The following is an 18,527-nucleotide window of genomic DNA, read 5'->3' on the forward strand; positions in this document are numbered from 1 at the left end:
TGGCTGTAAAAAGCGTTAAGTAATTCTTTATATACCGATTATGGCTAGGTTAACCGCATGGCAAGAGGGGGCATTTTTTATGATCCGCACGACTTTCCCTATACCCCTTTGTGATTACTCCTTTATTTCCACCGGAGGTATGGATGCGGTAGCAAGAAGCACATTGCGTTATCAACCTGATGAATATTAGCAGTTAATTGGACAGGAAGCTGATACTCACAAAGAGGCCATGGTTATTTTATCGTCATTTTCCACCTGCCTTTGCGTTGATTTGTATCAACATCCCTAAGCGGTGCTCTACCTAGTGTGTGCGACATAACTCCACCATTACAACAATAACGCGCTTCAACTCGAGGTTCATATGTCACACACATCAGCTACACCGACGGAAAAACCGTCCCGCCTGTTGCAGGACTGGCGCCCGGAGGATCCGGCATTTTGGGAAAAGACCGGTCATAAAGTCGCCAGCCGAAATTTATGGATCTCCGTCCCTTGTCTGTTACTGGGCTTCTGCGTCTGGATGCTGTTCAGCCTGGTTTCCGTGAATCTGAACAAAGTCGGCTTTAATTTCACCACCGATCAGCTGTTCATGCTGACCGCCATTCCTTCCGTTTCCGGCGCGCTGCTGCGGGTGCCTTACTCCTTTATGATCCCGCTGTTTGGCGGCCGCCGCTGGACGGCACTGAGCACCATCTTCCTGGTTCTGCCTTGTGCGTGGCTGGGCTTTGCGGTGCAGGACACCACCACGTCCTACAATACCTTCCTGGTGATCGCACTGCTGTGCGGTTTCGGTGGCGCAAACTTCGCGTCAAGCATGTCTAACATCAGCTTCTTCTTCCCGAAAGCGAAGCAGGGCGGCGCATTGGGCATCAACGGCGGTCTGGGCAATCTGGGCGTCAGCGTGATGCAGCTGGTGGCTCCGCTGGTCATTTCCCTCGGCGTGTTTGCTGCGTTCAGCGATAAACAAACGCTGGCTAACGGTGCGGACATCTGGCTGCAAAATGCGGCCTGGATCTGGGTGCCGTTCCTGGTGATTGGCACCGTCGCTGCCTGGTTTGGTATGAACGATCTGGCGTCGTCAAAAGCCTCTATCCGCCAGCAGTTGCCGGTGCTGAAACGCGGCCATCTGTGGATCATGAGCGTGCTGTATCTGGCGACGTTCGGTTCGTTTATCGGCTTCTCCGCAGGTTTCGCGATGCTGACCAAAACCCAGTTCCCTGACGTCAACATTCTGCAATACGCCTTCTTCGGCCCGTTCTTTGGCGCACTGGCGCGTTCAGCCGGCGGAATGCTTTCCGACCGTCTGGGCGGTATCCGCGTAACGCTGGTGAACTACATTCTGATGGCGATTTTCGCCGGTCTGCTGTTCCTGACCCTGCCGGTGAATGGCGTGGGCGGCAACTTCCCGGCGTTCTTTGCGGTGTTCATGGTGCTGTTCCTGACGGCCGGTCTGGGCAGTGGTTCAACTTACCAGATGATTGCCGTGATCTTCCGTAAACTGACCACCGACCGGGCGAAAGCGCGCGGTGCCAGCGAAGACGAAGCCCTGCGTGAAGCGGTCACCGACACGGCAGCGGCACTCGGTTTCATCTCTTCAATCGGCGCGATCGGCGGTTTCTTTATCCCGAAAGCCTTCGGTATTTCTCTGGCACTGACCAATTCACCGGCTGGCGCGATGAAAGTCTTCCTGGTGTTTTACGTGGTCTGTGCGCTGATCACCTGGCTGGTGTACTGGCGTAAACTGAACAAAGGTTTTGCGACCAAACAGGTCAGAAAATAACGTCTGATTTTTGATTTTCTGTCAGTAATAACCAAAGGGGCTGCGGCCCCTTTTTGCATAGACATCAGCGCTCCCGCCCCTGTGGATTTCCTCCCAAAAAAATTATTCGCCGCGTCTTAAGTCATATTTATTTACTACCCTTAACCCAAATTAGACAAAACCTGCGCTGGGGCGGGGAGGTGTGTAGTGAAGAAGCTTAAGATTTCTGCTGCGTGCTCTTACAGGAAAATGGTGGCCTGTCTGGTCAGCCTGAGCCTTTCTGAGGCGGCACTGGCAGGCTGCGACATCTTTAATCCGGTATCAGGACAGACCGTGACGTGCTCTGTCGCTGCTCCTAACCCCTCCGCGATGGGGGCCACCGCGGTGGTGGGAAGTGACAATGTCACGGTCAATATTGACACTGGCACTATTCTGAATTTAAACGATCAAAACGGTGTCCTGGTTTACAGCGACAGCGCGGTTTTCCAGCGCGGTACGCTGAACATCACCAATGACAGTTTCGACGGTATTTCCGCCCGTCTGGCCGGTAACTCCCTGCACAATGCCGGCACCATCACCACGCAGGGCTTTCAGTCGGAAGGTATCTATCTTTCAGGGACCACCAGTCAGGCCATCAACGAGTCCGGCGGGCAAATTATCACCAGCGGGGAGAATTCCAGCGGAATAATCAGTTTTGGCAGTTCACCGGCCACCGTCGGAAATAACACCCTGCTTAATGCGGGCAGCATCTCGACCTCAGGTACGCTTTCCTCCGGGATTTATGCACAGGGCAGCGGCAACCAGCTCACTAATACCGGCAGCATCACCACCAGCGGCACCAACGCGTCCGGTTTACAGGCGAATGGCAGCGACAATTCCATCAGCAACAGCGGAACCGTGGTGACACAGGGGCTGGGCGCTAACGCCATCAATAACGACGGTGGCGCAACTCTGGGCAGCGTGATCAACTCCGGCTCGCTTTCCACCAGCGGGGATTTTGCTAACGGCGTGTATTTCGGCGGCAGTGCCGATTTCACCAACACGGCGACCGGCACGATCACCAGCACCAGTGCGCGTGGCGTGCTTGCCACCGGCGGCGGAACGCTGACCAATAACGGAATGATCAGCGCCGGACGCGACGGCATCGACAGCCCTGCTGGCGCGGTAACCATCATAAATACCGGTTCGATCACCTCCGGTAATGAGCGTGCCGTGCATGTTGAAAGCAACGACAACAGCACGCTGATTAACAGCGGTGATCTCACCGGTAACGGCGTCGCGGTGCAGTTTTCCGCTGGCAATGACGTCTTTATCTGGCAAAACAGCGGGACGCTCAGCGGCTCCGCAGACATGGGCGCAGGGGACGACAGCGTGACGCTGCGTCGTCTGACCGACGTCAATCTTGCGGCCATGCCCGTACTTCAGGGCGGCGCGGGGCAGGATCAGCTGACGCTGGAAAATTCGCAACTGAGTGACCCGTCGCGCTTCATCGACTGGGAAAGTGTGCTGCTGCAATCCGCCTCGCAATTGTCGATGACCCGCCCGCTGGTGCTGGGCGATGCCACCACGCAAACCGGCACCCTCAGCATCGATTCCACCAGCGTATTGCTGGCAGGAGGGCAAAGTGCGGCGGACATTGCGGGCTTTGGCGGCGCGAATGACGTTACCGTCACCAATGCCGGGACGCTCGATCTGACCGACAGCGCAGGCAGCACCCACGATCGTCTGACTATTCACGGCAATTACGTGGGCGATAACGGCGTGCTGAAGTTGCAGACGGTGCTAAACGGTGATGATTCGGCATCTGACCGGCTGGTGATTTCCGGCGGGCAGGCCAGCGGCAGCACACAGATTCAGGTCACGAATGTTGGCGGAACGGGCGTAGCGACGGCGGGCTCCGGCATTATGCTTGTGGAAGCCACTAACGGCGCGACCACGACCGCCAGCGCCTTTACGCTGGCAGGCGGTTCGGTTTCCGCAGGGGCCTATGATTATTTGCTGTTTCGTGGCAGCAGCGACGATGCGCAGAGCTGGTATCTGCGCAACTCACTGATTGTTGTCACGCCACCGGTCACGCCCCCGGTGACGCCACCCGTGACGCCACCGGTCACCGCGCCAGAGTCTCCGACCGTGACGCCACCCGTGACCCCGCCGGACATTCCCCCTGTTGCGCCGCCCGTCGTCCCGACGTTACCCCCGGTCGATACCGCTGTGCCGCTTTACCGGCAGGAAGCGCCGCTGTATCAGGCGGTCGCACCCGTCGCGCAGCAGATCGGCATCCATCAGATCGCAACCTATCATGACCGTCAGGGGCAGGTTAACACCACGGGGCAGGCGGCAGGCTGGGCCAGAACCTTCGGCGTCCACAGCGAACAATCCTGGTCCGGTACCACATCGCCGTCATTCGACGGCCATTACGCCGGGCTACAGGTCGGTCAGGATTTGCTGGCCGGCGAACAGGATAACGCAGGCATCTTTTACGGTTTCACGCGGGCCAAAGGTGATGTGCGCGGTTTCATCCGTGCTCAGCCGGATGCCTGGGCGGGCAACATGACACTGGAAGGTAATAGCGCGGGCGCGTACTGGACGCACCACGGGAAGGGGCAGTCTTATGTCGATCTGGTGGTGATCCACACCTGGCTTAACGGCTCGACCACGTCCGGGCGCGGTAACGATGCAGATGTCGGAGGCAAACTCTGGTCTGCGTCACTGGAAACCGGGTATCCGGTCCCCCTGACAGAACGCTGGTCGCTGGAACCGCAGGCGCAAATTATCGGCCAGCGTCTGAGCCTCGATGACAGCAACGACGGCATTTCATCGATTAAATACAGCAAGGATACGGTGTACACAGGCCGGGTCGGTGCGCGGGTGCAGGGAAGTTACGGGGAGGCTGAACGGCGTCTGCAGCCGTTCCTGACGGTCAACGTGTGGCATGAATTTGACGATACCACCAGCGTCACACTCGGTAATGATCGCCTCACGCAGGACGCCGGAAGTACCGCGCTGGAAGTCGGGGTGGGGTTAGCGGCCAGTATCAGCCGGCAAATCGAACTGTATTCATCCGCCAGCCACACCAGCGACGACGACAGCAATCACCGCGAAGACGTCAGCGGGAATCTGGGGGTCAGGATCATCTGGTAGCCGGGGTGTTGAGCGTACTACTTCACATAGGAATTCAGCACGCTCAGCACCACATCCAGATCGGCTTCGCGTTTGACCTCATCGGCCTCGTGAACAATATGTTCAGTCAGATGGCCTTTGATCACTTCCCGCATCAGCCCGTTCACCGCGCCGCGGATCGCCGCGATTTGTTGTAAAACAGCGGCGCATTCGTGGGGTTCATCCAGCATTTTATTTAACGCCGCCACCTGGCCCTGGATCTTGCTGGTACGGGCCTTCAGCTTCTGTTTATCGCGAATAGTGTGGGACATGTTAACTCCTTGTATGACGCGAAATGCCGGGCCAGCTTAGCATTGCCCGTATACTGGGGGGTAGTATTTGATACTGGGGGGGAGTAGAATTCCTGCGCCTACCTCAATGAGATGCCTCACCATGAATGACTTTTCAGCACTTTTGCAGCAGGGAAATGCGTGGATGTTTATACCCGGCGCCATATTGCTGGGGATTTTGCACGGGCTTGAGCCAGGCCATTCGAAAACTATGATGGCCGCCTTTATCATCGCGATTAAAGGTACCGTCCGGCAGGCCGTTTTACTCGGGCTGGCGGCCACGGTGTCGCACACGGCGATTGTCTGGATCATTGCTTTTGGCGGCATGTATCTGAGCAACCGTTTTACTGCCGACGCGGTGGAACCCTGGATGCAAATGGTGTCTGCGGTGATCATCCTCGGGACGGCGCTGTGGATGTTCTGGCGTACCTGGCGGGGTGAACGGTTGTGGAAAAGGGAGCACGCGCACGGGCATCATCATGATCATCACCACGCTCCCGCCCATGCCCATAACAATGTACAGCGCCACCTGCCACCTCAGGGGCTGGGCCATCTGCGCAGCATGACGCGTATCAGCCTGTCGCCGCAGGAATATCAGGATGCACATGAACGTGCACATGCCAGCGATATTCAGCGCCGCTTTGCGAGTGCGGAAGTGACCAACGGGCAGATCCTGTTTTTCGGTCTGACCGGCGGGCTAATCCCCTGTCCGGCGGCTGTGACGGTGCTACTGATCTGCATTCAGCTCAAACAACTGGCGCTGGGTGCGACGATGGTGGTGTGTTTTAGTATCGGGCTGGCGCTGACGCTGGTGACCGTCGGGGTGGCTGCCGCAGTGAGTGTCCGGCAGGCAGCCAAACGCTGGAGCGGGTTAAATACGCTGGCGCGCAGGGCACCGTATTTTTCCAGTGTGCTGATCGGGCTGGTCGGAATTTATATGGGGATCCACGGCTATATGGGCTTAACGTCGTAAAAAATCCGAACCTAATCAGTCATAAGCCATAACAATTCAGACTTTTTAAAACCGGCTCAAGGCGCTATAAATGACAGGATGAAAAATGGAGAAAAGATCCCGCGATGAAAACTGCCCACCTTGTTGACCCTGAACTGCGTCCGTTGCTCGACCTGATGCCCGCCCGCGTGCTGGAAGCCTCCGTTTTGCCCGCCATGCGTGAGCAGCGTCAGGCGGCGGCGCTGGAAAGTTTGTCGCAGGATGACGGCTTGCCGGTGTGTGTCACGCATCATCACGTTGAAGGCAGCAAAGGTGCGCCGGCGGTGCGTGTGGCGGTGATTTCGCCGCAACATGCCCGGAAAGGGCGGATGGGTATTCTGCATATTCACGGCGGCGGTTATGTGCTGGGCAGCCCGGAGCAGTCGATGCCGCTGACCCGTCCGACGGCGGCGCGGCATGATTGTGTGATTGTCTCGGTGGATTACCGTCTCGCGCCAGAAACACCGTTTCCCGGTCCGCTGGAAGATTGTTATGCCGCACTGGTCTGGATGGCTGAGCAGGCTGAGTCTCTGGGTATCGATTCTGCGCATATGGGTGTGATGGGGGACAGCGCCGGTGCAGGGCTGGCGGCCTCTCTGGCGCTGCTGACCCGCGACCGTGGCGGCCCGACACTGGCGTTTCAGAACCTGATGTATCCGATGCTCGATGACCGTACCGTCACGGAGAGTCACCCTAATCCGGTGACCGGCGAATTCGCCTGGACACGTGAGGACAACCGTTTTGGCTGGCAGGCGTATCTGGGGCACGACGCAGGGCTGGCTGAGATTTCATGCTACGCCGCCGCAGCGCGTGCAGATGATCTCAGCGGGCTTCCGCCGGTCTGGATGGGTGTCGGTTCAATTGATTTATTCCTTGATGAAAATATCGACTACGCCCGCCGGTTAATCCGCGCCGGTGTGCCGGTGGAGTTCAGCATCTATCCGGGCGGATTCCACGGTTTTAACGGCGACCCGGCGTATGCGCTGTCACGACGCGCCCGCGAGCAGCGGCAGGATGCGCTGGCCGGTTTCAATCCTCTGCGTAATAGACATCACTATGGCTTATAATAAAAAACAATCTATAAGGCATAACCCAGGTTTAATCAGAAAATATTTTGGACATCAAACAGCTCATCTACCTGTGTAATCTCGAGCGCGAGCGGCATTTTGGCCGGGCGGCGGAGGCGAGTTTTGTCAGCCAGCCGACGCTGTCGATGCGCCTGAAAAATCTTGAGAAAGAACTCGGGCTTAGCCTGATCAACCGCGGCAATAATTTTGAAGGTTTCACCGCCGAGGGCCTGCGTGTACTGAGCTGGGCGCGGGAAATTGTCGCGGTGTACGAAGGGCTGAAGCTGGAGGTTGAGTCGTTAAAGCAGGGCATGAGCGGCACCCTGCGCATCGGCGTCATGCCGCAGTGCAGCGTTTCATTGGCGCAGCTTATCAAAGCCGTCAGCCTGGTGCATCCGGGGCTGGATTACCGGGTCGCGGAAGTCAGTGCCGACCAGCTGATTGAAGCGCTGAGCAGCCATTCAGTGGATGTCGGCATTGGTTTCTTCGAATTCTCCACCCTCAACGAACTGCGTTTTCAACTGGTACCGCTCGATGACGGCGGCGTGGACGTGGTTTACCATCCCGACCACTTCCCTGAGCTGCAAAATCTGACCCTGATGACCGCAGAACAGGCGGTCGCGCTGCCGTTGTGTCTGTCCGAGCCCAGCCGCTATTTTCGTCGTTATCTGGACAACTTCTTCCGTCAGTCCGGGCTGGAACTTCATCCCCGGCTGGAGAGCACATCGATATTTCAGCTGATGCAGGGCGTGTTTGTCGGTATTGGCTGCGCGCTGGTGCCGCGCGGGCATCTGATTGATGACATGCATCCGGCGCTGAAGCGCTGCCCGCTGGACATCACGCCGATGAGCCGCCACGCCGCGCTGGTGGTCGCCGAAGCGGGGCGCTCCACACCGCTGGCGCAGCATTTCTTCACCGCTTCCGGTCTGTGGCTGGCGCAACAACCCCTGGAAAAACCGCCGGCATGGCCTAAATAAAGCGCCATCAGCGTTTTCTCTCTCTTAATCCTATTGATGAAATGAATCTTTGGGCTCAAGCTTTGCGGCATGACTTAAGTAAAATGGATGGAATAAAACATGAAAGCATTAAAAACGGTGATCCTGGCGATGGCGGCAAGCGGTATTTTACTGGCCGGCGGCGCACAGGCGGAAAACAATTTGCTGGGGCAGTTGCAGCAGGCGGCCAATGAAGGGCTGAACGGCGCGGGCAAAAACACCAACAGCACCGGCACCACCTCATCCCTGACCTCACTGCTCGGCGGTGGCGACAGTGCGCTGACCTCCACCAGCGCGAACAACGTCGCCGGTGTGTTGCAATATTGTGTGAAGAATAACGTGCTTTCCAAAGCCAGCACCGAGAATGTCAAAGATCAGTTGCTGAGCAAACTGGGTATCCAGAGTGCGTCGGGCGCAGAAAGCCAGGATTATCAGCAAGGGCTGGGCGGTTTACTGAAAACCGGTAAAGATCAGAGTGTGGATCTGAACAACCTTGGCAGCGGTCTGACGCAGGTGAAAGAGAAAGTGAAAACCAAAGCATGTGATGTGGTGCTGAAGCAGGCGAAATCATTCATTTAATCATAAAGGCTGGCGCCATAGCGGCTTTTAACTTCAAATTCAAGGTCGTGGGCGTCGGCCCACACCGACCAGAGACCCGGTAACGCGCGGGCCTCTGGACTCCGCGCTTTTTCACTGCGCGCTTCGCTCGCTGGCTATGTTTCATCAGCCGCGGTGATAGCCGCAAAATCCCGCCGCTGCGCGGTTCCCTTCAGTCGGGTTACAACCCGCGTAAAAAGACCCGCGGTTTTCCACCTCTCCTTACGGCGTGATTTTTGAAAGCGGCCTCAGGCTTATACTTCACAACCTCACTTTCTTTATTTTTCTAAAAACTGCGGACGATTCAGAAATATTGCTGAAACATGACCCGCAGCCGCTCATTTCAGGTTTACCCGGCCTAAGGCCTCACCCTTCATTCGGTGCCATTTTTGAGCGCGCCAATAACTTATCTAAAAGATAAAAACAGTCTGCCGTTGATTTTGTCTTTGAATTTAAGATCCCACGGGCGATTCAGAAATCTTGCTGAATGAGAGGTTGCAGACCAGAGGCTGCAATCCCGAAATGAAGGCACCGCGAAGCGGCAAGATTTCCAGCCTGTCGCTGTGGTTGCTGAAACATAGCCAGCGCGCGGATCACGTGTTTGAAAAAGCGAGGGGAGTCCAGAGGGGAAAAGCTTTCCCCTCTGGTCGGTTTCGGCACGAAATGCCGAGTGATAACCGTTATTGAGAAACCGAAATTGTCGCGGTCAAAGCCTTCAGTGCAACTGAGAAAATTTATAAAGGGATCCAAAGGGAACCCCTTTCACTCCCCATAAACCTTCTCTTTGCTCTCGCACAAATCCTCGATCAAACATGACCCGCAGCGCGGCTTACGCGCAATGCAGGTATAGCGACCGTGCAGGATCAGCCAGTGGTGGCAGTCGAGTTTGAACTCGGCAGGCACCACTTTGAGCAGTTTCTCTTCCACGTCATCAACGGTTTTGCCCGGCGCAAACTTTGTCCGGTTGCAGACGCGGTAAATATGCGTGTCGACCGCAATGGTCGGCCAGCCGAAGGCGGTGTTGAGCACGACGTTGGCGGTTTTGCGGCCAACGCCCGGCAAGGCTTCCAGCGCAGCGCGATCTTCCGGTACTTCACCCTGATGCTTTTCCAGCAAAATGCGGCAGGTTTTGATCACGTTTTCCGCTTTGGCATTAAACAGGCCGATGGTTTTGATGTATTCCTTCACGCCGTCCACGCCAAGCGCCAGAACCGATTCCGGCGTATTGGCGACCGGGTAAAGTTTGGCCGTCGCTTTGTTTACGCTGACGTCCGTGGCCTGCGCGGAAAGTAACACCGAAATCAACAGCTCGAACGGGGTGGTATACACCAGTTCGGTGGTCGGGTGCGGGTTGTTGTCCCGCAAACGGCTGAGGATCGCGACGCGCTTTTCCTTATTCATGCACACTTCCTTTTGGCAGAGTTTCTTCAGCGGCAACATGTTGCACCGCTTTACGCGCTTTCATGCGCTGGTCGATCAGGTATTTCCCGGCAAGCAGCAGGCCAAGGCCGATAAAGGCGCCCGGCGGCAGCATGGCCAGCAGGAACGGGTTATCAAGGTGGATAACTTCGATACGCAGCACTTTAGCCCAGGGGCCGAGCAGCAGATCCGCGCCGTTAAACAGCACGCCGCTGCCGAGAATTTCACGCATCGAGCCGAGCACGAACATCGCGCAGGTGGCTCCCAGCCCGGTCATTGCGCCATCCAGCGCCGCCAGATGCACCGGACTGTTCGCCGCACAGGCTTCCGCACGGCCCACCACAATACAGTTGGTGACGATAAGCGGAATGAAGATCCCCAGCGCCTGATACAGCCCGAACGCGTAGGCGTTGATCAGCATCTCTACGGTGCTTACCACCGAGGCGATAATCAGTACGTAAATCGGAATACGGATCTCATCCGGGATCCACTTACGGAACGCGGAAATCATGCCGTTGGTGCAGGTCAGTACCAGCGTGGTCGCCAGCCCTAAACCCAGCGCATTGGTGGCGGTGGAGGTCACGGCCAGCAGCGGGCAAAGGCCCAGCAGCTGAACCAGCGAGGAGTTATTGGTCCACAGACCCTGAACGATTATCTTTTTGACTTCACTCATCACGGGCTCCGCAAGGGGTAAGTTGGGAGAGCTGAGACGGTACCGTCCCGATAAATAATGCAGTCCGTTTCACGGAACGCACCACGGCGCGCGGGGTGATGGTTGCGCCGGTGAACTGATCAAACATACCGCCGTCTTTCTTCACCGCCCAGCGCTCATCGCTGGCGCCATTGACGGTCTGATTGGCGAAATGCTTGATCCAGTCAGAAATACGCACTTCAATTTTATCGCCCAGCCCCGGCGTTTCATGCTGTTCAAGCACGCGGGAGCCGTAAACTTTGCCGTTGAAATCCGCCGCAACCAGTAACTGAATCGCACCGGAATAGCCGTCAGGCGCGGTGGTTTCCACCACGGCAGCCACCGGTTCTCCGCCTTTGCGCGCCAGATACATCCGGTGCGGGGTGGCGGTGCCCAGTGACTCATCGGTGACGTTGTAACATTCATCCTGCAGGTTGTTATCGTACACACTGGCAGGAATAACCTGATCGAACAGGGTTTTCTGCTGTAACAGCGCCTGATGCTCAATGGTCGGTTTGGTCAGCAGGTTAACGATGGCGGTCATCCCGGTCATCAGTGCGCCAAAAAATGCCAGAATCAGGCCGTGGCGTCGCATTGTCGCTAACATAATTCTTCCTCAGCGATGCCCGTAGACACGCGGTTGCGTGTAGTGATCAATCAATGGCACGGTGATATTTGCCAGCAGAACGGCAAAGGCCACGCCGTCGGGATAGCCGCCATAGGTGCGGATAAGCCAAATCAGTAAGCCGATGAGGGCACCGAACACCAGACGGCCTTTCGGCGTGGTGGAAGCGGTGACCGGGTCGGTGGCGATGAAGAAGGCTCCGAGCATGGTCGCGCCGGAGAACAGCCCCACCAGCGGCGACGAGTAGCTCTCCGGAGCCAGACCCCAGGCAATCGCCGCACAGAATGTCAGCATGCCGAGCATGGCCACCGGAATGTGCCAGCTGATAATTTTACGCCACATCAGATACAGGCCACCGGCCAGAAATCCGAGATTAATCCACTGCCAGCCAAGACCGGCCAGCGAACCGCCAAACAGCGGGGTGGCAAGGATCTGTTCAGCCGAATGCCCTGAGCGCAGCCCGGTTTTAAACGCATCCAGCGGAGTGGCTTGCGTCACGCCATCGACATTCATGTTCAGCTGATAGGCGGTAAGATCCTGACTGTTATGACCGGTGAAAATGGTCAGCAGCGTGTCGGTAAAACCGACGTGATGATGTTGCAGCACGTCCGGCGGTAACCAGGTGGTCATCTGGACCGGGAACGAAATCAGCAGCACCACGTAGCCGACCATCGCCGGGTTAAACGGATTCTGTCCCAGCCCGCCGTACAACTGTTTGGCAATAATGATGGCGAATATGGTGCCGAGCACCACCATCCACCACGGCCCGAGCGGCGGCAGGCTGATGCCCAGCAACACCGCCGTCAGCAGGGCGCTGTTATCGCCCAGACGTTTTTTTACCGGTTGTTTGCGCAGTTGCAGCACCGCGCCTTCTGCCAGCAGAGCAATGATGATGGCCAGCGTCAGCTGAACCAGTGTGCCGTAACCAAAAAACCAAACCTGAGCGATCAGGCCGGGAACACAGGCCAGGATCACCATCATCATGATGGTGCTGGTGCTCTGGCGGTTATGCGTAAAAGGTGAACTTGCGATCCTGAAGGCCATCTATTCCTCGTTCGACATGGTCTGAGCGGCTTTGCGGGCCTTAACTCGGGCGATCGCAGCAGCCACGGCGGCTTTACGTGGATCGCTTTCTTGTTGTGATGGGTCTTTTTCTGATGGTGCGTCGTCTTGTAAATCACTCTGCGCGGCGGCTTTTTTCGCTTTGGCACGGGCAATCGCGGCGGCGACAGCGGCTTTGCGTTTGTCGTCAGCGGTGAGTTCAGCCGGCGCCGTTGCCACGTTTTCCTCACCGGTTGTTTCACCGGCAGGCTGTGCGGCAGCGGCTTTTTTGGCTTTGACGCGGGCAATGGCGGCGGCCACGGCGGCTTTGCGATCTGCATCCGCATCGGCGGCAGGTGCGACGTTCAGCTCACTGTCCTTTGCTTCGACTACCACGCCGTTGCCGGCTTTTTTGGCTTTGACACGGGCGATGGCGGCGGCCACGGCGGCTTTACGGTCGTCTTCGGCAGCCGGTGGCGTTTCAGGCACCGGTTCTGAGGCCACGGGGATATCTTGCTGCGCGGCGGCTTTTTTGGCTTTGGCGCGGGCAATCGCCGCCGCCAGTGCGGCCTGACGCGGATCGACGTCCGGCGTTTCAGCCACCGGTTTCTCTTCGGCTGGCGCGTCTTGCACCGGCGTTTCACTGAGCTTCACGGCGGCTTTCTGGTGTTTCTCTTCACGCGCTAACTTCTCGCGTTCCATGCGCGCCTGTTTGGCTTCGAAACGCGCTTTGGCTTCGGTAGCACGGGCGGTTTCGGCATCAATGGCGCGGATTTCGGCCTTTTCCTGACGGTAATACTGCACCAGCGGAATGTTGCTCGGGCAGACATAGGCGCACGCGCCGCACTCGATGCAATCAAACAAATTGTGATTGCGGGCTTTCTCGTGCTCTTCACCTTTGCTGAACCAGTAAAGTTGTTGCGGCAGCAGACCGGCAGGGCAGGCCTCCGCGCACAGGCTGCAACGGATACAGGCTTCTTCCGGTTCCTGCTGACCCAGTTCGGATTCAGACGGTGCCAGCAGACAGTTGGAAATTTTCACCACAGGCACGTCAAGCGACGGCAGGGTAAAGCCCATCAGCGGGCCGCCCATGATCACCATCTTTTTGTCGCCCTGAGGCTGCAATCCGCCTTCCTGCATCAGGTGTGCCACCGGTGTTCCCAGACGCGCCCAGACGTTGCCCGGTTTCGCCATCGCTTCACCGGTCAGCGTCACCACGCGTTCGATCAGCGGTTCGCCGTCGATGATGGCGCGTTTGATGGCATACACCGTGCCGACGTTTTGCATCAGCACGCCGATGGACGACGAGTGATGGCCTTTCGGTACTTCGAGGCCGGTCAGAATTTTGGTCAGCTGTTTGGCGCCGCCGGAAGGGTATTTGGTCGGCACCACGCGCAGTTCGAAACGCACGCCGTCGGTAATATCCGCGCCGATCGCCGCTTTGAACGCCGCAATGGCTTCAGGTTTGTTGTCTTCGATGCCAATCAGCACGCGCTCCGGATGCAGCATGTGGCACAAAATGCGCGTGCCCTGCAGGATCTCCGTCGCGTGTTCCTGCATCAGCCGGTCATCGGCAGTGATGTAGGGTTCACATTCGGCCGCGTTGAGGATCAGCGTGCGGGTGGAGGTCAGGCCGCCTGCCAGCTTACTGGCGGTCGGGAAGCCTGCGCCGCCCAGCCCGGCGATACCGGCCTGGCTGATGCGCTGATTCAGCTCATCGGCAGAAAGCTGGCGGTAATCGGCAATCAGTTCGCGCTCGCACCATGTGTCCTGCCCGTCGGCTTCAATCAGCACGCACAGTTCTTTCAGGCCGGAAGGGTGCGCGGTGATGTGCGGTTCGATGGCCGTGATCACGCCTGACGTCGGCGAATGCACGGGCACGGTACGGCCACGGCCTGTCGTCAGAGGCTGACCTTTTAACACGCGGTCGCCCGCACTGACGCACAGCTCGCCTTCAGGGCCAAGGTGTTGCTGAAGAGGGATGATAAAGCGCTCAGGCAACGGCACGTTGCGCAGCGGAACGTGGCTCGACTGCGTCTTCATTTCCGGCGGATGAATACCGCCGTCGAAGTCCCAGACTTTGTCTTTTTTGAGCGCGGCAAACAGATTAAACATGTTACTCCGCATGGATGACCTGAACCGGAATGGATTGCATATCCCACTTCCAGTTTGCGGTGGTGGTTTTGATCGGCAGCATTTCGATGCAGTCCGTCGGACAAGGCGCGACGCACAGGTCACAGCCGGTACATAAATCAGTGATCACGGTATGCACGGCGCGGGTGGCGCCCACGATGGCATCCACCGGGCAGGCCTGAATGCACTTGGTGCAGCCGATGCAGTTGCTTTCATCGATGTAGGCCACTCTGCGCACCGGTACCGCCGCGGCGGCGTCTTCGCCCATCGGCTGCGGTTCAACGTTAAGCAGCGTAGCCAGCTTGAGCATCACGGCTTCGCCACCCGGCACGCATTTATTGATGTTGTCGCCGTTGGCAACGGCTTCGGCGTAAGGCTTACAGCCGGGATATCCGCATTGCGCGCACTGGCTTTGCGGCAGAATATCGTCAATCTGATCGACAACCGGGTTGCCTTCCACGGCAAAACGACGCGAGGCATAACCCAGCAGCAGGCCAAAAACCAGCGCCAGAGCGGTCAGCGCGCCAATCGCTACCCATAATTCAAACATTAGAATTTCACCAGACCCGTGAAGCCCATAAAGGCCAGCGACATCAGACCGGCGGTGACCAGCGCAATGGAAGAACCTTTGAACGGCGCAGGGACATCAGCCACCACCAGGCGTTCACGGATAGCGGCGAACAGCACCATGACCAGCGAGAAGCCGAGCGATGCGGCGAAGCCGTACAGCGCAGACTGCATGAAGTTCAGCTGCTGGTTAATGTTCAGCAGCGCCACGCCGAGCACGGCGCAGTTAGTGGTAATGAGCGGCAGGAAGATACCGAGCAGGCGATACAGCGACGGGCTGGTTTTACGCACCACCATTTCGGTGAACTGCACGACCACAGCGATGACCAGAATGAACGCCATCGTGCGCAGATAAACCAGCTCCAGCGGCATCAGGATGAAGGTGTTGACCATCCATGAGCAGATATTGGACAGGGTGATAACGAACGTGGTCGCCAGCCCCATGCCGATAGCCGATTCCAGTTTCTTAGAGACGCCCATAAACGGGCACAGCCCAAGAAACTTCACCAGAACGAAGTTATTTACCAGCATGGTGCCGACAAACAGTAATAAATAAGAGGTCATGACAATTGCCCGGACATAATAAACATTAAAACTTCAGGGTTATTCCGTGAAGGTTTCTTTAACCCGCAGAGAGCGTTTGAAATAAGGCACAAACACCGCGGCAGCCAATAAAGGTAACAATAAGTTACGCACGGCCAGATCATCGGTAACCGGCGAGAATGCAAAGGCTTTTACGGCCAGCAACACGGTGCACAGTAACCAGATAATATACATTTTCGGCAAGGCTTTGGCACGCTTGCAGAATTGCCACAACACGGCGACGGTAAATACCCCCATCGCTAATGTGGTCACTACGGAAAAATACCATTGCAGGGTAAATGCCTGCGAATTGGTGAGTAAGTAATCCCGCGATTCCGGCATAAATAATGCCATGGAAAACAATGCCAGCATTAATGCCACGCTTAACAACGTCACAATCAGATACGCCATCGGGGCCAGTAACCACCCACCAATACGTTTATAGCCCGGATTATTCGACATAAAAAACCTTTATTACGCGGGTTTTTCCACCCAGTCAGCACGGAGAGTCTTCCCCGACCTTCAAGGCGCAGTAGCTTAACCTGAGTTAGCGGTAGCCGATATCGTATTTATGTGATCAATACCTTAATCCTTCACGCCATCTCCGCGTTGGCCCCTTGGCGCGCCCCGGTCACATACTTTTGTATGCTCACGGGGCTGACCCGGTTGCCGCCTTGATTCAGCATGAAGGCTTCAGGTAATGAAATGGGGAAGGTTTAATGCACCGGCACCAGAATTTCAGTGGCGACGATCACCACAATCAGGCCGACCAGCACGGGCACGGAGGTGCGTTTGACCACTTCGAACGGGGAGATTTTTGCCATACCGGCGACGGCGACGATCACGCCTGACACCGGCGAAATGGTGCGCCCGAGGTTTGAGGCCTGCAGCATCGGGATCACCAGATATTCCGGGTTGATGCCCATTTTCGCCGCCAGTTTCGGAATAAGTTCCACAAATGCATAGAAAGAGGCGTTACCGGAGCCGGTGGTCATGGCAGCCAGCACGGTGATCACCACCAGAACCAGCATCATGAGCAGGCTGCCGGAACCGAAGTTTTGCGCCAGACCGATCAGGCTGCTGATGAAGCCGACGGTGCTCAGCCCCTGCGCGAAGACACCTGCCGCGACCAGCAGCATCACCACGTTGGCGAAGGCATCGGCCATGCCGCGATAGGCAACGTCCAGACCGGCGAACACGATTTTCCCGCTGCGGTTACGTACGGTTTCAATCAACGCCGTCAGCAACATGCAGATCACCAGAATGGTAATAATGTGTAGCCCCGGCCCCCATTTGCCGTCAAAAATCAGCACCCCGATAATGGGCGTGAAGGGCAGAATGGCGTAGAACGCGGGCGCATTGGTTTCCACCACATCTTCTTTATTGGAATCCAGGGCATCCACCGTTTCGGGGGTTTCACGTTTATCGAGGTAACGCTGCCAGAAGAAATGGGCAACGGCCATCGCCACGATGGCGGCCACGGAAATCGGCAGAGTGGCTTTAAACGCAAAATCCACCAGCGGCATGTTCGCCGCCTGCGCGGCCAGCACCACGTCACCGGAGGTCGGTGAAAGAATGATGGCCGCAGGGGAGGCACAAATCGCCGCTGCTGCACCACGGCTGATGCCGACGTTGACCATGATCGGGAACAGGGTGGCCATCAGCAGCACGCCCAGCCCGGTTGCCGAGGAGACGGCCAGCGACATCAGGCACGCCAGAATATAGGCCGCCACCATCAGAATATAAGGGGAGTTGATCATTTTCAGCGGACGCGACGCCAGCCGCACGACCACGTCGTTCGCGCCGATGTGCGTCATGTAGGCGGCGAAACCGCACAGCATCATGATCATCATTCCGAGATCGCCACCGCGGCTCATCAGCAGAATTTTGACGTATTCCACGATATCCGTGGTGTTCCAGCCGGTGCTTTTCGCCCCTTCGGGCAGCACGCTGTGGCCCATTAACACGCTTATCACCAGCAGCAAAAGCCCGCCGACCATCAGCACGCCGGTGGGCGAATAGCCTTTAATGATGTACCGCCCGACAAACACGGCAACCACCAGCCCGATCAGTAATTCCCACATAATGTTGTATCCCCGAGAGTCAATATGGATCCAAATGAAAGGCGGGCACTGTGCCGAAATAGCGCACCGGGCGTCATGACGTTTATCAATTATGGGTGATGAAAAAGAGGGGAATATCAAAATATGTGATGTTTAGCGGGGAATAAGAGGGGGTTTAAAACTCGTTTTAACTTCAACTTCAACTTCAACTTCAACGTCAAAACCGTGGGTTGCCACCCACACGGGCCTTAAGGTCAAAACCGTGGGCGTCGGCCCACACCGACTTGGGAGGCGGCATATCGCCGCCGCCCCCCAAGACCCCCCGGGCTCTTTTACTGCGCGCTCCGCTCGCTGGCTATGTTTCAGGTACCGCAGCGATAGCCGCAAAATCCCGCCGCTGCGCGGTGCCCTTCGTTCGGGCTACAACCCGCGCAAAAAGACGCGCGGTTTTGCGCCTCTCCTCCGGCGGAATTTTGGAACCGGCCTCAGGCTTTTACTTCACAACCTCACTGATTTTGATTTGAAAAGCCAACGGGAATGGGTTTTGA

16 protein-coding genes are annotated in these 18,527 nt (G+C 57.1%); 6 read left to right on the top strand and 10 right to left on the bottom strand.

The features are described from left to right. Positions 1–361: 361 nt before the first annotated feature. Both ACQZQY_RS15000 and ACQZQY_RS15005 read left to right on the top strand, forming a co-directional pair. The gene (locus tag ACQZQY_RS15000; protein ID WP_056780373.1) at positions 362–1,780 is read left to right on the top strand and encodes a NarK family nitrate/nitrite MFS transporter; all 1,419 of its coding nucleotides are present in this window, start codon (positions 362–364) and stop codon (positions 1,778–1,780) included. Between the two features lie 186 nt (positions 1,781–1,966). Then, complete coding sequence (locus ACQZQY_RS15005; RefSeq protein WP_431295889.1) at positions 1,967–4,900, top strand: autotransporter outer membrane beta-barrel domain-containing protein; 2,934 nt, start codon at positions 1,967–1,969, stop codon at positions 4,898–4,900. 17 nt (positions 4,901–4,917) lie between these two features. Here ACQZQY_RS15005 and rcnR read toward each other — a convergent pair whose 3' ends face one another. Continuing rightward, positions 4,918–5,190: a Ni(II)/Co(II)-binding transcriptional repressor RcnR gene (gene rcnR / locus ACQZQY_RS15010; RefSeq protein WP_056780366.1), complete on the bottom strand. Its 273-nt coding sequence runs from the start codon at positions 5,188–5,190 to the stop codon at positions 4,918–4,920. A gap of 121 nt (positions 5,191–5,311) precedes the next feature. Between rcnR and ACQZQY_RS15015 the strand changes: the two genes are divergently transcribed. The 4 genes from ACQZQY_RS15015 to ACQZQY_RS15030 all read left to right on the top strand — a co-directional run bounded on the left by ACQZQY_RS15015 (position 5,312) and on the right by ACQZQY_RS15030 (position 8,840). After that, on the top strand, positions 5,312–6,181 hold the full coding sequence (locus ACQZQY_RS15015; protein WP_431295890.1) for a nickel/cobalt efflux protein RcnA: 870 nt from the start codon (positions 5,312–5,314) through the stop codon (positions 6,179–6,181). Between the two features lie 104 nt (positions 6,182–6,285). Next, the gene (locus ACQZQY_RS15020) at positions 6,286–7,266 is read left to right on the top strand and encodes an alpha/beta hydrolase (protein ID WP_431295891.1); all 981 of its coding nucleotides are present in this window, start codon (positions 6,286–6,288) and stop codon (positions 7,264–7,266) included. A gap of 47 nt (positions 7,267–7,313) precedes the next feature. Next, positions 7,314–8,243 carry a LysR family transcriptional regulator gene (locus tag ACQZQY_RS15025; RefSeq protein ID WP_390975351.1) on the top strand — a complete coding sequence of 310 codons (930 nt, stop codon included), beginning with the start codon at positions 7,314–7,316 and terminating at the stop codon, positions 8,241–8,243. A gap of 99 nt (positions 8,244–8,342) precedes the next feature. Further along, the gene (locus tag ACQZQY_RS15030; protein ID WP_056780352.1) at positions 8,343–8,840 is read left to right on the top strand and encodes a DUF2501 domain-containing protein; all 498 of its coding nucleotides are present in this window, start codon (positions 8,343–8,345) and stop codon (positions 8,838–8,840) included. A gap of 780 nt (positions 8,841–9,620) precedes the next feature. Here the strand turns inward: ACQZQY_RS15030 and nth are convergent. The 9 genes from nth to dcuC all read right to left on the bottom strand — a co-directional run bounded on the left by nth (position 9,621) and on the right by dcuC (position 18,000). Next, positions 9,621–10,259 (bottom strand): endonuclease III, encoded by a 639-nt coding sequence (gene nth / locus ACQZQY_RS15035; RefSeq protein ID WP_183846868.1) that lies wholly within the window; start codon positions 10,257–10,259, stop codon positions 9,621–9,623. Further along, positions 10,252–10,950 carry an electron transport complex subunit E gene (locus ACQZQY_RS15040; protein WP_431295892.1) on the bottom strand — a complete coding sequence of 233 codons (699 nt, stop codon included), beginning with the start codon at positions 10,948–10,950 and terminating at the stop codon, positions 10,252–10,254. Before ACQZQY_RS15040 ends, nth begins: the two co-directional genes overlap by 8 nt. Beyond that, positions 10,943–11,575 carry an electron transport complex subunit RsxG gene (gene rsxG, locus ACQZQY_RS15045; RefSeq protein ID WP_056780344.1) on the bottom strand — a complete coding sequence of 211 codons (633 nt, stop codon included), beginning with the start codon at positions 11,573–11,575 and terminating at the stop codon, positions 10,943–10,945. The genes ACQZQY_RS15040 and rsxG overlap by 8 nt, the downstream gene beginning before the upstream one ends. A 9-nt stretch (positions 11,576–11,584) precedes the next feature. Further along, the gene (gene rsxD / locus ACQZQY_RS15050; RefSeq protein ID WP_431295893.1) at positions 11,585–12,637 is read right to left on the bottom strand and encodes an electron transport complex subunit RsxD; all 1,053 of its coding nucleotides are present in this window, start codon (positions 12,635–12,637) and stop codon (positions 11,585–11,587) included. Continuing rightward, positions 12,638–14,749: an electron transport complex subunit RsxC gene (gene rsxC, locus ACQZQY_RS15055; protein WP_431295894.1), complete on the bottom strand. Its 2,112-nt coding sequence runs from the start codon at positions 14,747–14,749 to the stop codon at positions 12,638–12,640. It lies immediately after the preceding gene. 1 nt (position 14,750) lies between these two features. Then, entirely contained in the window at positions 14,751–15,317 is a 567-nt protein-coding gene (rsxB, locus tag ACQZQY_RS15060; protein WP_056780337.1) for an electron transport complex subunit RsxB, read from the bottom strand. After that, positions 15,317–15,898, bottom strand: coding sequence for an electron transport complex subunit RsxA (gene rsxA / locus ACQZQY_RS15065; protein ID WP_056780334.1), 582 nt, complete (start codon positions 15,896–15,898; stop codon positions 15,317–15,319). Before rsxA ends, rsxB begins: the two co-directional genes overlap by 1 nt. A 39-nt stretch (positions 15,899–15,937) precedes the next feature. Then, complete coding sequence (locus ACQZQY_RS15070; protein ID WP_056780331.1) at positions 15,938–16,378, bottom strand: DUF2569 domain-containing protein; 441 nt, start codon at positions 16,376–16,378, stop codon at positions 15,938–15,940. A gap of 254 nt (positions 16,379–16,632) precedes the next feature. Continuing rightward, a complete protein-coding gene (dcuC, locus tag ACQZQY_RS15075) occupies positions 16,633–18,000 on the bottom strand; it encodes an anaerobic C4-dicarboxylate transporter DcuC (protein ID WP_183846874.1) in 1,368 nt (455 codons plus the stop codon). Between the last annotated feature and the right edge of the window lie 527 nt (positions 18,001–18,527).

Origin of the sequence: Rahnella sp. PAMC25559 (assembly GCF_050632365.1) — a bacterium.
Classification (GTDB): domain Bacteria; phylum Pseudomonadota; class Gammaproteobacteria; order Enterobacterales; family Enterobacteriaceae; genus Rahnella; species Rahnella rivi.